The organism is Psychrobacter luti (assembly GCF_014192115.1).
Classification (GTDB): domain Bacteria; phylum Pseudomonadota; class Gammaproteobacteria; order Pseudomonadales; family Moraxellaceae; genus Psychrobacter; species Psychrobacter luti.
This window is the reverse complement of sequence record NZ_JACHXL010000003.1, coordinates 48,605-63,539: the sequence shown is the minus strand read 5'-3', so window position 1 is coordinate 63,539 and position 14,935 is coordinate 48,605. Positions and strand designations below refer to the sequence as shown.

Sequence of the window (14,935 nt, the reverse complement as noted above, 5' to 3'; positions counted from 1 at the left end):
TATCGTGCCCTGATTTTCAGGGCTCATAAAATGGTGTCTATAGCGCTATTAGATGGGGCTTACCTATAGATAAGTCAAGCTAGCCATACAGTAATAACGGCTCACTGAGTAAGATTTATCAATGAATATTTTAAAAGTAGTATGAAGACAATATCCATAATCAAATAATGGATTTAATCCTTAACAAAGGCATGTGGCACTGTTACTATAAAGTTAACTACTATTCAGGAGCACCTGATGAGCTACCAACATATTTTACTGGTCACCGACTTATTGTCCGATGCTGACAAGGTTGCCCTAAAAGCCAAACGTATCCTTGCAGGCTCGCCTGAAGCTAGGTTATCTGTCTTACATATCGTTGAAGATGATATGGTGCGCTTTGGCTTTGAGCTGGTGCCGGCGTCTAGTTTGTCAGGCGATTTCGATGGCGAACATTGGCAAGAAGCACGCAATAAATTGGCGCAATTCTTAGAACGCAATGAGCTAAACGCGGTCAACTCCGAGGTCAATGCTGCTATCTCTAACAGTAAAGGCATCGTCAATTATTGCCGCGAAAAAGAAGTCGATTTACTGATTATCGGTCGCCACGAGCGCCGTGGTATCGCTGCTTGGTTAGTCAAGGCAACCGCTGACAGTATCTTGCCAAACGTACCTTGCGACAGTCTCGTGGTAAAACTTGATCAGCCCGTCCCGAAATAACGGAATAAGCAAGCAAGGCGCTAAAAAAGCCACTGTTAAGCGTAACAAATATCCCTATAAGATATAGACAAACATAGCTTAGCAGCACTTAACAGCGCTCAGTAGGAGTGCTATAGTAAATACTATCTGACACGAGGAAGACGCTATGAGTTACGAACATATTTTATTGGTCACCGACCTAATGTCCGATGCTGATGTGGTCGCCCAAAAGGCCAAACGCATCGTTGAGAATCGTCCTAATGCCAAATTATCGGTGCTTCATATCGTCAAAGATACCATGGTTGGCTTCGGCTATGAGCTGGTGCCTGCCTCAAGCTTATATGATGAAATTGATGATGAGCGCTGCCAAGAAGCGCGCGCTAAATTGGCACAGTTTTTGGACCGTAACGACTTACATGCGGTAAACTCTGAAGTGACCACCGCCATCTCTAACAGTGAAGGTATCGTCAACTATTGCCATAAGCATGATGTTGATCTACTAGTCATCGGTCGTCACGAACGTCATGGTATCGCTGCTTGGCTCAGTGGCGCGACAGCAGATAATATCTTGCCAAATGTCCCTTGCGACAGCTTAGTAGTGAGACTGGATAAACCGGTTAATAAATAAGTCTCAGAACAGACTTACCGTAATTCCCAAGTTATTTGAAACTATTAAAAAAGCTCAGTAAAAAAAGCGCACTGTATGACAGTGCGCTTTTTTATTATTCATTAAAACAGTAAGTTTTCTCACTAGAATCTCTACATTTACCATTAAAATCAATCTTCTATCAAAATATCAATAAAGCTTTGCCAAATAGGGCTTTGATGGCGGGCTTTGTGCCAAACTAGCCACCACGTACGTGATAAATCTATACCCGCTACTTTTACCTGCACCAATTTTCCTGCTGCCAGCTCCGCCTCAATGACATGCTGTGATAAACAGCCAAGCCCAATATCGGCGCTTACCATATGTTTAATGGCCTCCGACTGCTGAATCGCCATCACGATCTCGGCATACGGCAAGTATTGCAATAATTGCTCATCGATAATTTGCCGTGTACCCGAACCCGCCTCTCGTACCAATAGCGGCAGCCTTGCCAGCTGTTCCGCGCTCAGCTCATAACATTTTTCTTTCTCGTTATAGGCCATGCCTGTCAGCCATTTACTATTACGCTTAGCAAAGACGATCAAGGTATCGGTCCGCCATTCTCGCTGCTCAATCACCTTCATATCTATCGGGCGCGGCATACCCTCTACGAGCGCAATATCAATATTTAACTGCTCAACCTCGCCGACTACCTCTTGGGTATTGGCAATATACATGTCGATATGGGCATCCGGTAGCGCAGCATATAGCTTGGCCAGCAGCGGTGGCAGCACATAATTGCCGATAGTGGTACTGGCACCAATATGAATCTGCCCTGCTTGATGCTTATGATAATGCTCTAGAGTTAAAGCCTGCCCCAAGATAGCTTGCGCCTGTATATAAATAGGATGGGCGTTTGGATGCTGATTAAGCCTACGCCCGACGCGCTCAAATAGCAGCATCTGTAACCTTGCTTCTAATTCTGTCAGCGCGCTACTGACCGCCGACTGCGACAAATGCAGCGCCTCACTGGCACGGCTGGTACTGCCAGTTTGATAAATACTGACAAATACCGATAGCTGCTTAAGGGTAATCTTCGGCAGCATCTGTATGGTTTTTTTCATAATGTCTCTGACATCCTATGCACCCTATAAACTTTCAAAAGCCTAAATTTCAAAAGCCTAAATTTTAAAAACCTAAATTTTACAAATCGTTTCTTAACCTAAAAATTCGATAGTTTATATCTTATTAATCTGTTTTTATTATAAATCGACATGACTTATACTGTCTATTCATAAGCTTATGCTTATTTCGATTATAGATAATAATAGGTACGTACGACATGAACGCTTTAGCACAAAACATGCATAACTACTTTCCGCATAACCGCCATATTTTGGGGCTGATTGTCGTGCTGATTGGCAGCTTGTTTTGTTTGTGGCTGAATATGAGCTTAGATACGTGGTCGGACGGGCGTATTGTCGGGCTGTCCTCGTTAACCCTAGCAATCTTGCTTGGCATGGTATTGGGCAATACGCTATATCCAAATTTTTCCGACCAACTTAGTGATGGTGTTAACTTTGCTAAAGGTCAAATATTACGTCTTGCCATTATTTTTTATGGCTTTAAGCTAACCTTGACACAAGTCGCTAGTGTCGGTATGCCAGCGGTAATGACGGATGCGCTGGTATTAACCTCGACATTTTTACTCACCTATTGGCTTGGCACCAAATGGCTCAAAGTCGATAAGCAGACGACGTTATTGATTGGTTCTGGTGCCAGTATTTGCGGTGCGGCAGCGGTGATTGCCGCAGAGCCCGTGGTCAAAGCGGAAGCCCATAAAATCACTATCGCCGTCGCCACCGTGGTTGTCTTTGGTACGATTGCCATGCTGCTCTATCCGTTTTTATATCAGCTTGGCTGGTTGCAACCGTGGCTAAACGCCCAGCAATACGGCATTTATACAGGTTCAACCATTCATGAAGTGGCACAAGTGGTGGTCGCTGGTAATGCCGTTAGTTCGGAGGTTGGTAATACAGCGGTTGTGACTAAGATGATACGGGTGATGATGTTGGCACCTTTTTTACTGATTTTATCGTTTGCTTTAACCACAGGCAGTAGCAAAAATGGTGAAAAACCGTCATTGATGAAGCGTGTGCAACAAGTTAAAGTACCATGGTTTGCCTTTGTTTTTATTTTGATAGTGTTACTGCATACTTGGGTGCCGATGACGGCAGGCTTTGAGCGTAGCATGGTCATGCTTGATGATGTGTTGCTTACCATGGCGATGTTTGCGCTGGGCTTAACCACGCACTTAAGCGCTATTAAACAAGCGGGGGTTAAACCGCTTATCTTAGGCGCAATGATGTTTGCTTGGCTTATCATTGGCGGCGGACTGATTAATATCGGCATTGCTTCACTCTAATCACTTCACTCTAAAACAGTTACTGACTACACACCAAACTCTTAACACCAAACCAAAAATGCCTACGACTATAGTGATAGTCGTAGGCATTTTTGTTCTAAGATTTTGCTTAGTGCCTTATTATTAAGGCATTTATCATAAGCGATAAACATAAACAATAGACGAAAAAAAACGAACCCGAAGGTTCGTTTTTTATTCATCTTGCTCTAGTTGTCTATAAAGACGAATTAGATAGCAACGATGTTATGAGCTTGTGGACCTTTTTGACCTTGAGTTACAGTGAACTCAACTTCTTGGCCTTCAGCTAAAGTTTTGAAGCCTGAACCAGTGATTTCGCTGTAATGAGCAAAAACGTCTGCGCCAGTTTCTGGAGCGATAAAACCAAAGCCTTTAGCTTCGTTGAACCACTTAACTGTACCTTTTTGAGTATCTGACATATTGATAATCCTACTTTTTAATTTATTAATGGTCTAGTGACCGGTAACGCTTGCAAATAGCTACTGAACGATAAATATTAAAACGAAGGATTATAACTAATACTACGAGGTAATGATTTGGTGCAGAACTGCTCTTAAGCTTGGTCGTATTATAGGGAGGTTAGTTCAGTATCGCAAGCCTTATCTCACCTTTCGTGTAACTAAGTGCAACTATTGACTGTTTTTTGGCCCTATTTAGCCTATTTTTAAGCATTGGGCAGACGAAATAAAAACACCGCTACGCTAGTACAGACAACGGCTAGCAGCCATGCGACCCATATCATATCGGCAGGAATGTTAAAAAACAACATTATTGTTGATATGGTCATCATTATGGTTGCCAACCACTTCGCATATAGCGGTACGGCGCGGCGATCTTCCCAATCACGGACATATTTACCAAAATATTTATGATTAATCAGCCAAAAGTGAAAGCGTCGTGAGCTACGCGCCCAGCAACCCGCTGCCAATAGTATAAAAGGTGCAGTCGGCATCACTGGTAACAAGATGCCAATAATACCCAATACAAAAAATATCCAGCCCAGTATCAAAAACGTCCAACGTACGGTTGGGCTGCTATGTTGATTGGTCTTTGGTCGATAATAAAAAGCTTTTTTTGTTTGAGTCATGGGAGTTTTATCAGTCAGTATGAGACATTAGGTCGTTAGGTTTAGACTACCTATATAAGCTATCAAAGATAAAGAAGTTCAAACCTAGGTTCAAGACTGATTTTGCACGGTTTTGCTATTGATTGGTGTATTTGGTTAGCGGTTGAGTAATTGGCATTATAGGATTTATCTAAATCCTTAAAAAACAAAAATTGCTCACCGTCAATGTTATTAGTATTTTACAATTTTAATGATAATAATTTAATAGTGAATACATATAGAAAAAAAGGACTAGCCTGTCAACGTTTTACTTACTAGAAAAACACCGAACAATAGGGCATAATCTTGATGTTACTGAAATACATATATTTAGTAACTTTTATCAACTAATAAGTCTCTTTATTACAGCGCTTCTTATTATTTCATAAGTCAATAATCACTAAGATGGCTTAAGTAAAAGTTCAAAGCCGAATTTCAACGTTATAAAAAAAAGAGGTTTGTTATGAAACTAAGATTTGCTGTTCTGCCTTTAACTATATTACTAGGCTTAAGTGGCTGTGACAAAATAAGTACAATATCCGAAAATACAGTGAAATGTGGAGACGATAGTTCTTTGCAACTTGTTCAGTCTCTTTTAGAAGACAATACCCAGTCTCGCGTAAAAAATATCGCATCTAATGAGGGCGTACTTACAGATAGCGCAGGACTAAGAGCAAGTACTAGCAAAATCCACTTTACTTTAGAAGATATTCGTACCTCTCAAACAGACCCTAACAGTACAAAAGTATTTTGCGTTGCAGCACTATCTACTACACTTGATTCAGAACTAATTGAACGTGCTAATTTTGTCACGAACTACTATGAGCAGTATAACCTCAGTGAGAAAGCTTTCCAACAAGATATAGATATGGACGGCAATACTATAAAATACTCTTTAGAGTATTCTATACAGCCTACAGATGATGGGGTTAATATTTATGGACAATTACAAAATGGTTCTGAGCTTATAGATTTTATTGGAACTGCAGTAATCAATGCCATACAAAAAAGCTCAGTACAAGCGATAAAAGCACGGCAACAAAAAGCCGATGTAGAAAATGCGATTGCTGAGAAAGCAGCTCTAGAAGAAGAAGAATATTTAGTCGCACAAGCTGAAGCAATTGCCAGCCTTGAGTCAGCTAATGAGCTTGCTACAATCTCTGCTGAGCAAGCCAAATCTAAAGCCACAATGGATTATAAACGTAATGAACTCAATACGCTTTGGAACACAGCATCAGCTGAGATTAAAGAATCTTTAGCAGCAAGCCAAAAAGAATGGGTTAAGGAAAGAGACGAGTTATGCATTGCTAGTGCAAGAGAGGCGGAAGCTGCACGTCAGGAAATAGTCCGTATGGAATGTGTTACTGAAATAATAAGTGAACGATATTATCAGTTGAAAGAATACATTGATACGTATGACCAAGTTTAGGTCGCTGTAATAAAACCGCTCTAATCACAATATAGAGCGGTTTTATTTAAAGAGTCATAAACTAATAAAAGCTAACTTTAATATCTGAAAATTATTACTTCAATTAAATAATGAAAGAATAAATATAAGCTCCTTTACAACGCTTTCAACTGCTCTATCTGCGCCGTCATCGCCGTCAACTGCCCTTCTAGCTCAGCCAACTTAGCTTTTTCGGCATCGACCACCTCACTTGGCGCTTTACTGACAAAGCCTTCATTACCGAGCTTACGCGCGATACCTTCAGCTTGACCTTTTAGCTTGTCATAGGACTTACCTAAGCGAGCTAGCTCAGCGGTTGGGTCAATCAGTCCTTTCATTGGGACAAGCACGCGCAGCTGCCCAACCATACTTGATGATGACAAAGGCACGTCATCGCCTGCTTTTAGGATAGTTAAGCTCTCTACTTTTGCCAAGGCTTTGAACTGGTTAGCGATACGAGCTAGACGCTCATCTTCCGCTTGCGAGATATTTTGTAATAGTACTGGCAGACGTACCGCGTTGCCAAGCTTCATCTCACCACGGATATTACGTACGCTCGCGATGAGCTGTTGTAGCCATGCCATATCAGCTTCGGTTTGCTCACTGATTTGCGTCGTGTCGGTTTTAGGGAAAGCGGCGATAACGATGCTAGCAGTATCTTTACGATCTAATAGTGGCGCGATAGTCTGCCAAATTTGTTCTGTCAGATACGGCATAATCGGATGAGTAAAGCGTAGTGCGGTCTCCAGTACATGCAAGAGCACATAGCGAATTTGTGCTTTGCGCTCATCTGACACTGAGTCGTCATTAAGGCTAGCTTTGGCAAGCTCAACATACCAATCACAGTATTCATTCCAGATAAACTCATAGATATCATGGCTGACCATATCCAAACGGTACTGAGCAAAATGCTGATGGATATTGGTAATCGTCGAGTTCAGACGGCTCATGATCCACTTTTCTGGTAATTCCCAAACTTCCATGTTAGCCGTTTGATCGATAGGCTTCGCAGTACCTTCACTATCAACACAGTTCATCAGTACAAAGCGACTGGCATTCCAGATTTTATTACAGAAGTTGCGATAGCCCTCAACACGTTTGAGATCAAAGTTGATATCGCGACCGGTACTAGCAAGTGAGGTGAAAGTAAAGCGTAGTGCATCAGTACCAAAAGCTGCGATACCTTCAGGGAACTCTTTACGCGTTTGCTTCTCAATCTTCGCCGCGTCTTTTGGGTTCATCATATTGCTAGTGCGTTTTTCAACCAGCGCTTCAAGATCGATACCATCGATAATGTCGATAGGATCTAGGACGTTACCCTTAGATTTGGACATCTTCTGGCCATTGCCATCACGCACGAGGCCATGAACATAAACCGTCTTAAACGGAACTTGCGGAGTGCCATCTTCATTTTTGACAAAATGCAGAGTCATCATGATCATGCGCGCGACCCAGAAGAAAATGATGTCAAAGCCAGTGACCAATACGCTAGTCGGGTGAAAGGTCTCCATCACGCGCGGATCGGCATTGATATCAGCCCAATCAAGAGTACTAAACGTCCATAGACCAGAGCTAAACCACGTATCGAGTACGTCATCATCTTGGCGCAGTTGCACCTCATCGCTTAGATTATATTTGCTACGCACTTCGGCCTCATCACGGGCGACATAAATCTCACCAGTCGCGTCGTCATACCATGCTGGGATACGATGTCCCCACCACAGCTGACGGCTGATGCACCAATCCTGCAAGTCGGTCATCCATGACATATACATGTTTTTATATTGCGCGGGGACGAACTCGATACTGCCATTTTCTACGGCATCAATCGCAGGGCCAGCCAGCTTACTCACCGCCACGTACCATTGATCGGTCAACCACGGCTCAACGATCGTACCGCCACGCTCAGCACGCGGCGCTTTTAGCGCATAGTCTTCGATGTCTTCTAACCAGCCCTGCTCGCCTGCTTGCGCCACTAAAAATTTACGCGCCGCAAAACGCTCAAGCCCAGCATACTCGCTTGGTGTAGTCTCTAACTCCGGCTCACGGGTTTGCAGGTTAGGATAAACTTCCATCGCTGCCAAGATATTGGCGCGCTCATCAAGAATATTAATCAGAGGCAACTCATGACGACGGCCTAAGTCATAGTCATTAAAGTCATGGGCTGGGGTGATTTTTACACAGCCTGTGCCAAACTCAATATCAACATAGTCATCAGCAACGATAGGCACAACGCGATTAGTAATCGGCAAAGTAATCGTTTTGCCAATCAGGTGTGCGTAACGCTCATCATTAGGATTGACTGCGACAGCAGTATCACCCAGTAAGGTTTCTGGACGCGTCGTCGCTACTACGAGATAGTTTTTGCCCTCTTGCGTAGTCATCTCTTTATCAGTGAAATGATAGCGGAAATGCCACAAGCTGCCCTTTTCGTCATGGTTTTCGACTTCTAAATCTGACAGCGCGGTTTGGAACTTTGGATCCCAGTTTACTAGGCGCTTACCGCGATAAATCAAGCCATCATCGAATAGACGCACAAACACTTCTTTGACCGCATTAGATAAGCCATCATCCATAGTAAAGCGCTCACGTGTCCAATCGACTGAGCTACCTAGACGGCGAATTTGGCGAGTAATATTATCGCCCGACTCTTCTTTCCATTCCCACACTTTATCGATGAAATCTTCGCGCGTCATATCACGACGCTTAATACCTTGTGCTTCTAGGCGACGCTCAACGACCATTTGCGTGGCAATACCTGCATGGTCAGTACCCGGTTGCCACAGCGTATTGTCACCGTCCATGCGGTGATAACGGGTCAGCGCATCCATAATGGCATTATTAAAGCCATGACCCATATGTAGTGAACCGGTGACGTTCGGTGGCGGCAAGGCGATAGAAAACGACTCGTCTTTATCAAAGCTTGGCTTAAAATAACCACTGTCTTCCCAGCCTTGATACATGCCCGCTTCAACATCGCTTGGATTGTAGGCGTTCTCTAATTGGCTTAAAGCGGCTTGAATAGATTCGGTCAGGTTGCTCTTGGTATTTTCAGGGGTATTAGGAGTACTCATAATAGAATGGTCTTTTATTAAAAATGAATGTGGTCAAACAAATATATCGAAAAATAGGGAAAATAATTAATAGAGTGATTTTAACGCAGATGGGCAGATTTTGTTAGATGCTAAGGTAATTTATCGGTCTTACAGCGCGCCATTGCGCCACTAACACTGGCAAATAGCAGCAAATACCAATAAACAACCCCAATCGACTGAACTTTCCACAAAATAAATCCTAGTCGTGTTATAAAATATAAGTCATGCGATAACCTATCTAGTCATTTAGTCATCGCATAGCATATAGATGGCGTCTTTATCCTAAAATCATTATCTGATAAATAGCGAGCCGACCGTGTCCCAAGATACTGAGCACACCGATAACAATAGCAGCCACTCTGAAGCTGAAAATATAGAAGATAAGCGCCTAATTAATAAGAGCGCTAATCAACAATCTAGTGCTAAAGACAAAGACGTTAGCAAGACTGATATGCCTGATGACACCGATGCAACAGAAAGTTTAGAAGACGAGGATTTTTCTGAGGATATTAGCGAGGCAGACAAAGAAACCATCAAAAAAGTCGCTAATGATGACAATTTAAGTCAGGCAAAAAGCTATGCCAGTATTTTGGTTGAGCAGGTAATGGATGCCAGAGAAACCTTTGAGCGCTCGCTTGGCTCGCTATTTACCAGTGCTTTTACCGCTGGGCTTGAGATTGGCATCAGCTTCTTTATGATTTTATCGGCTTTTGCGCTTTTGAGTGGCGTGTTACCTAGCCATTATGCTGTGGTACTCGCCTCCCTACTTTACCCGATTGGTTTTATCATCGTCGTCATTGGTCAGTCGCTCTTATTTACCGAACAAACCTCTCTGTTAAGCCTACCTGTCCTTAATAAAATCGAACCGCTCAATAAGCTGCTACGCCTTTGGGGCATCGTCATCGCTGGTAACGTTGTTGGTGGCTGTTTATTTGCCGCATTGATGATAGGTTTAGGTTTAAATATGCAGCTATTTAGTGTCAGCGACATTGATACTTATGCCGAGCATATCTTAGGTTTTAGATGGTGGGTAATATTTGGCAGTGCCATCTTGGCAGGTTGGATGATGGGCGTCACCGCGTGGCTTGTGACCTCAGCACGCGATACTCTTAGCCGCATCGTCTTGGTGACGCTTATTACTGGCAGTATCGGCTTTTTAGGTTTGCATCATAGTATCGTGGGTAATATCGAAATATTTTCAGCCCTGCTCTATGGCAATACCGTCAGCTTAGGGCGTTATTTGCTATTTTTAGCCGTGGTGTTGGTAGGCAATACCGTGGGCGGCGTGGTATTTGTCGCGATACTTAAAAACCGTACCTTCCTATTTGAATTAGCCAAAGTAAAAGAAGAAACGGCTAAGGATAAACTAGAGGCAAAAAACAATATCCGTGGACACTAGAGGTAATTAGCATGGTATTTTTAAATCTAATACTAAGACTGCATAACTGACTTTAACTGAAGTCAATTCCATTTAAAAACGTAAAGGGCTGCTGGGATAAATTTTACGCAGCCTCTGGCGTGCAAAGCACACAGCAAGCAAGGAAAATTTACCACAGTAGCCCGTTATAAAATTTTGTCGTTATTTTATTCAGCACTGACTATATCTAAAGCGGTTGTGCAGCTTTATAACTAAGAAATTATAATCGAGCAACTATGCCTGAATAATTATATAAATAACTCATCCCTACTTACAGCATACGCGCTGCCAACACACTACTTTCTATCTCAGACTTTCTCAGCTTATTGTACCGAGCGCTAAATATACGCACCAAAATGCCTGCCGTTAGGAACATTACTAAGGTATAAATGGCTGGCATCATCGACATGTCATAGTTAGATAATAGCGTCAATGCCATAAATATCGACAAGGTACTGTTTTGCAGCCCAACTTCTAGCGTCACTGAGGTTCTTTGCGCTGGGTTAAGACCGAACCATTTGCTACTGTAATAACCGAGCGCCATGGTCGATAGGTTCAACAATACTGATACAGGGCCGGTGGCGATAAAGGCATCGACAATGATATCGCGTTGCACATAACCCAAGAACAGCACCAAAAACATTAGAAATATCACCCCAAATCGAGATACGTAGACTTGTGAGCGATCGGCAACTTTTGGGGCGTAGCGTTTAATTAGCATCCCGATACTAATAGGTACAATTGTCAGCACCACCAAGGTAAGCACGGTTTTTACTACCGGCAATTCAAACTCACTACCGCTGCCCATAAAATAAATCAATGAAAAGCTCAGCACAATAGGAATGGTAAATACGGTAATAACGCTGGCAATCGCCGTCATTGTCACCGACAGCGCCACATCACCTTTAGCCAAATAGGTAAATAAGTTTGAGGTGGTGCCACCCGGACACAGCACGAGGAGCATAACTCCGACGGCGTATTCTGGACGTAATGGCATGATATTGGCTAAAGCAAAGCCAATGATAGGCAGCAGTATCAGCTGATTGGTCAAGCCAATACCGACAGCTTTTGGGTATTTTAATACCCGTTTAAAATCATTGGTAATAAGGGTTAAACCCATACCCATCATGATTAAAAACAAGCAAAGGGGAATAATAACGGTATTTACTAAGGTGACTAGAGCCAGACTTTCCATAACTACATCCCTGTAGATAAGACCTATTGCTAGGTCAATTTATAATGATTAAATGATGCCTGATTAGCAATCCTTGCTAATACGCTTGTCACTACGTGCTAATGCTTATAGATAACGGACATCACCCGTTTTAAACAATACTTATTTTAAACGATGTTTTATAGCATCCTTCGTAGCACGCTATCTCTAACTATCGACAATAATTAAGAATTAACACAGGAAGTATATAGGGCATAAGTCAAGTTTAGCTGTTTTATTCAACGACTCACCAGTCAAATGCAGCATATCCTGACTGAGCAGAAATGACGGAGGACTAAACAAAGCGACTCAACGTGCAGTTTTGGATAATTGACGGTTAAATAATGATGATTAAATAGTCATTGCAGTATAAGAAGTTATATTTTGGAAGTATTGATGGAGGTTTTGGTAGGCATAGTGATGGAAGCGTCAGTAGACGCTTTAGTAGAATTTTCAGTACTAAGCACTGCTGTACCATAGGCAATGGCTTCGACCATGCTGCCCAATTGATTAATATTACTCACTTCAAGACGTAAACCATAGATATGGTTATAGCCTTGTGCCTGTGCTTCAGTGCGCATACGTACCAATGCTTCACGGCGCGCGCGGTCAAGCAAGGTTTCATAAGTGGTCAGATTTTTGCCAAAGATACTTAAAATGCGCGCTATGACCATTTTAAAATAATCTTGCGCAATCACCACACTGCCAAGTACCAGCTGACCCTTAGTATCTGCAGCAAGTTTTGGCACATAAAAGCGCTCACTTGAGACGATAATATGACTGAGTTCTTGCTCTGCGACTCTTAATCGTGCCAAATGCTGACGCTCATGCCGCGCCCCAAAAAACCAGCCCAGCACAAACAGGACGATAAGCGGCGCATAGTTCATCAGCATTTGGGTGAGAGAGTTATTCATGGGACGTCTCGTGTCATCAAAAAGCGTTGCCGCTTTCTTTATGGTTTATTAACCAAAAGGGTTGAAACGTGGCAAATCATCAGCAGAAGTGCTTGGCGATTGAGGTGCTGCTTGACTATTATCTTGATTGTTAAAATCCGTATGACCAGAGTGATTGCTCGGTGGCTGATGCGACTGAGGCCCATGAGTCGAAAGCGGTTGCTGCGGCATCGGGACGGCTTTGACCGCTGTACCATAAACAAACAGCTCTGATGCACCTTGAGCAATGCTAGAGGTCGAAAACCGAAGACCCACAACCGCATCAGCGCCTAATGCTTCTGCCTTAACCACCATGCGGTCGATCGCTTCTTGGCGCGATTCTTCTAACAGCTCGGTATATGCGGTCAGCTCACCGCCGACGATGTTTTTAAGCCCAGCAAACAAATCCTTACCAACATGCTTTGAGCGCACGGTACTGCCATATACGACATCTAAGCGCTCGGTAATCTGATAGTTGGGTAAGTGCTCAAGATTGGAGAGTTGCACAGTCATAGTACAGCCTTATCGGTGACTTATCGGGGGTTCAATGGATATTTAGGTAGTAAGCAAATAGCAATGAAGAATGCTTATTGACAGCATTGATTTTTAGACAACATCTACTGGGATAAAGATATCCAATACATGCCGTCTATTTAGCTATATATTCGTCCGTCTGTTTATATACAAACAGTTCTAGTCGTTGGTATGAAACAATAAAAACAGCTCAGTCAAATTGCCTTCGATACTATTGGCCATTTGCGCCATTTTATCTTCATCGGCACGCATTTGCGCAAGCTCAGGGTCTTCATCATCAATACCACTGAGTACAATCATCGGCAAGGTTAAGACCGCCACATCTTCTGCGGTCTCTTCATCTTCAAACCAATCACTGGCTTCATCACCATACATCGCATCAACAAAACCAATCGACCAAGCAACGATATCTGACTCGTCTGAAAAGTCGACCGCCACTTCTTCGTTACCGGCATCTTCACCAAATGGTAGTTCAATTGGCGTCTCGTTTTTCAGTTCCGCCATAATCGATTCGCGCCAGCGCTGGATACCGTCAAGCACATTTGCAGGAATTTCACTGACATGACCTTCAAACAATGCTTCTATCCAATTTGGCAACGGACGGCCAATGACAGTCGCGGTCAAAAAACCATGGGTGGCAACACTATCGAGCACAAAAGCGCTTTCTTCATTGTCCAAATAGTCTAATAATTCATCGAAACTGAGTGGGTTATTCATAGTGTGATAGTCCTTGGAGGATAGATTACGTCAGGCGCAATAAATAAGTTATGAAATACAAGAAATATAAAAGGCAGGAAAGCTAAAAAGCAAGGTAGACAACAACAAAAACTGTCTGAACGCATAAAACCTGTCCAAAGCACTTTTATAAAATATGTCTATTAAAGAGCGCTGATTGCCGCGTTATTTTTAATAACCCAATAATATTAAGAACACCTAACAACCAGCTTAGCACAATGCATTAGACAGCAGGATTTTAAGCTTGTAAATCGGTTTAATCAGTTAACAACTTTCGGCTAAAAACCACTGAGCCAAGCCATCTTCTTTATTCATTAAAAGGCAGCTGCAACCTTATAATGGTAATGACGCTTTAAATATCGTCATCATCCCAGTCATCACCATCTTCATCAAAATTATCGATGTCATCAAGATCGTCTTTTAGCTCTTTGGCCAAACGTTTTTCTTCTAGCAAATTATCAATTAAACGGCGTTTCTCTAGGCTACTTAAGCGTGTACGCACACTTGTTTCGGCCTCTTCCACCATCTTTGCATCATCATCATCATCAAAATCATCATCAAAATCGTCATCAATATCAGCGTCACTCATGACAAACTCCTATCATTTTTCGGCAAGGGTATTAAAAATACATGAATATATATATGCCTTATAAAGTCTCTATTGAGTGTTGTCAATCCTTTTTATCACTATCCGAGTATCACGTACAAAAATAAAGCCTGCGCTAGCGCTTATCGCACAGGCAATTGTAG

The 14,935-nt window shown here is 42.6% G+C and carries 14 protein-coding genes; 5 read left to right on the top strand and 9 right to left on the bottom strand.

The genetic code is table 11. From position 1 onward, the window contains the following. Positions 1–237: 237 nt before the first annotated feature. Positions 238–699 carry a universal stress protein gene (locus FHS24_RS07135; protein WP_183620194.1) on the top strand — a complete coding sequence of 154 codons (462 nt, stop codon included), beginning with the start codon at positions 238–240 and terminating at the stop codon, positions 697–699. Positions 700–844: 145 nt separating this feature from the next. Then, positions 845–1,306 (top strand): universal stress protein, encoded by a 462-nt coding sequence (locus tag FHS24_RS07130; RefSeq protein ID WP_087813544.1) that lies wholly within the window; start codon positions 845–847, stop codon positions 1,304–1,306. Positions 1,307–1,455: 149 nt separating this feature from the next. On the opposite strand, the gene FHS24_RS07125 is transcribed toward FHS24_RS07130, so the two are convergent. Continuing rightward, the gene (locus FHS24_RS07125; protein WP_183620191.1) at positions 1,456–2,388 is read right to left on the bottom strand and encodes a LysR substrate-binding domain-containing protein; all 933 of its coding nucleotides are present in this window, start codon (positions 2,386–2,388) and stop codon (positions 1,456–1,458) included. A 218-nt stretch (positions 2,389–2,606) separates the two neighbouring features. On the opposite strand from FHS24_RS07125, the gene FHS24_RS07120 reads away from it, so the two are divergent. Next, entirely contained in the window at positions 2,607–3,689 is a 1,083-nt protein-coding gene (locus tag FHS24_RS07120) for a YeiH family protein (protein WP_183620189.1), read from the top strand. 227 nt (positions 3,690–3,916) lie between these two features. Here FHS24_RS07120 and FHS24_RS07115 read toward each other — a convergent pair whose 3' ends face one another. After that, positions 3,917–4,126, bottom strand: a complete 210-nt coding sequence (locus FHS24_RS07115; protein ID WP_010201661.1) for a cold-shock protein — start codon at positions 4,124–4,126, stop codon at positions 3,917–3,919. A gap of 245 nt (positions 4,127–4,371) precedes the next feature. Continuing rightward, on the bottom strand, positions 4,372–4,794 hold the full coding sequence (locus tag FHS24_RS07110; protein WP_183620187.1) for a YbaN family protein: 423 nt from the start codon (positions 4,792–4,794) through the stop codon (positions 4,372–4,374). A gap of 481 nt (positions 4,795–5,275) precedes the next feature. On the opposite strand from FHS24_RS07110, the gene FHS24_RS07105 reads away from it, so the two are divergent. Further along, complete coding sequence (locus FHS24_RS07105) at positions 5,276–6,241, top strand: lysozyme inhibitor LprI family protein (RefSeq protein WP_183620185.1); 966 nt, start codon at positions 5,276–5,278, stop codon at positions 6,239–6,241. A 134-nt stretch (positions 6,242–6,375) separates the two neighbouring features. On the opposite strand, the gene FHS24_RS07100 is transcribed toward FHS24_RS07105, so the two are convergent. Beyond that, positions 6,376–9,333, bottom strand: coding sequence for a valine--tRNA ligase (locus tag FHS24_RS07100; RefSeq protein WP_183620183.1), 2,958 nt, complete (start codon positions 9,331–9,333; stop codon positions 6,376–6,378). Between the two features lie 337 nt (positions 9,334–9,670). Here FHS24_RS07100 and FHS24_RS07095 point away from each other — a divergent pair, with 337 nt between their 5' ends. Further along, positions 9,671–10,753 carry a formate/nitrite transporter family protein gene (locus FHS24_RS07095; protein WP_183620176.1) on the top strand — a complete coding sequence of 361 codons (1,083 nt, stop codon included), beginning with the start codon at positions 9,671–9,673 and terminating at the stop codon, positions 10,751–10,753. A gap of 289 nt (positions 10,754–11,042) precedes the next feature. Here FHS24_RS07095 and FHS24_RS07090 read toward each other — a convergent pair whose 3' ends face one another. From FHS24_RS07090 to FHS24_RS07070, 5 genes are all read right to left on the bottom strand, one after another. Then, the gene (locus FHS24_RS07090) at positions 11,043–11,966 is read right to left on the bottom strand and encodes a bile acid:sodium symporter family protein (RefSeq protein WP_183620174.1); all 924 of its coding nucleotides are present in this window, start codon (positions 11,964–11,966) and stop codon (positions 11,043–11,045) included. Between the two features lie 395 nt (positions 11,967–12,361). Beyond that, positions 12,362–12,898 (bottom strand): YbjQ family protein, encoded by a 537-nt coding sequence (locus FHS24_RS07085; protein ID WP_183620173.1) that lies wholly within the window; start codon positions 12,896–12,898, stop codon positions 12,362–12,364. A 48-nt stretch (positions 12,899–12,946) separates the two neighbouring features. Continuing rightward, positions 12,947–13,423, bottom strand: a complete 477-nt coding sequence (locus FHS24_RS07080) for a YbjQ family protein (protein WP_320158070.1) — start codon at positions 13,421–13,423, stop codon at positions 12,947–12,949. A gap of 186 nt (positions 13,424–13,609) precedes the next feature. Then, complete coding sequence (locus FHS24_RS07075) at positions 13,610–14,167, bottom strand: UPF0149 family protein (protein ID WP_183620171.1); 558 nt, start codon at positions 14,165–14,167, stop codon at positions 13,610–13,612. A 370-nt stretch (positions 14,168–14,537) separates the two neighbouring features. After that, a complete protein-coding gene (locus FHS24_RS07070) occupies positions 14,538–14,774 on the bottom strand; it encodes a PA3496 family putative envelope integrity protein (protein ID WP_183620170.1) in 237 nt (78 codons plus the stop codon). Positions 14,775–14,935 lie beyond the last annotated feature (161 nt).

Bases quoted from the DNA above. Each gene is read 5' to 3' on its own strand.
- FHS24_RS07115 (WP_010201661.1), bottom strand. From the start codon at position 4,126: ATGTCAGATACTCAAAAAGGTACAGTTAAGTGGTTCAACGAAGCTAAA.
- FHS24_RS07135 (WP_183620194.1), top strand. From the start codon at position 238: ATGAGCTACCAACATATTTTACTGGTCACCGACTTATTGTCCGATGCT.
- FHS24_RS07070 (WP_183620170.1), bottom strand. From the start codon at position 14,774: ATGAGTGACGCTGATATTGATGACGATTTTGATGATGATTTTGATGAT.
- FHS24_RS07125 (WP_183620191.1), bottom strand. From the start codon at position 2,388: ATGAAAAAAACCATACAGATGCTGCCGAAGATTACCCTTAAGCAGCTA.
- FHS24_RS07105 (WP_183620185.1), top strand. From the start codon at position 5,276: ATGAAACTAAGATTTGCTGTTCTGCCTTTAACTATATTACTAGGCTTA.
- FHS24_RS07110 (WP_183620187.1), bottom strand. From the start codon at position 4,794: ATGACTCAAACAAAAAAAGCTTTTTATTATCGACCAAAGACCAATCAA.
- FHS24_RS07075 (WP_183620171.1), bottom strand. From the start codon at position 14,167: ATGAATAACCCACTCAGTTTCGATGAATTATTAGACTATTTGGACAAT.
- FHS24_RS07130 (WP_087813544.1), top strand. From the start codon at position 845: ATGAGTTACGAACATATTTTATTGGTCACCGACCTAATGTCCGATGCT.
- FHS24_RS07090 (WP_183620174.1), bottom strand. From the start codon at position 11,966: ATGGAAAGTCTGGCTCTAGTCACCTTAGTAAATACCGTTATTATTCCC.
- FHS24_RS07085 (WP_183620173.1), bottom strand. From the start codon at position 12,898: ATGAATAACTCTCTCACCCAAATGCTGATGAACTATGCGCCGCTTATC.
- FHS24_RS07120 (WP_183620189.1), top strand. From the start codon at position 2,607: ATGAACGCTTTAGCACAAAACATGCATAACTACTTTCCGCATAACCGC.
- FHS24_RS07100 (WP_183620183.1), bottom strand. From the start codon at position 9,333: ATGAGTACTCCTAATACCCCTGAAAATACCAAGAGCAACCTGACCGAA.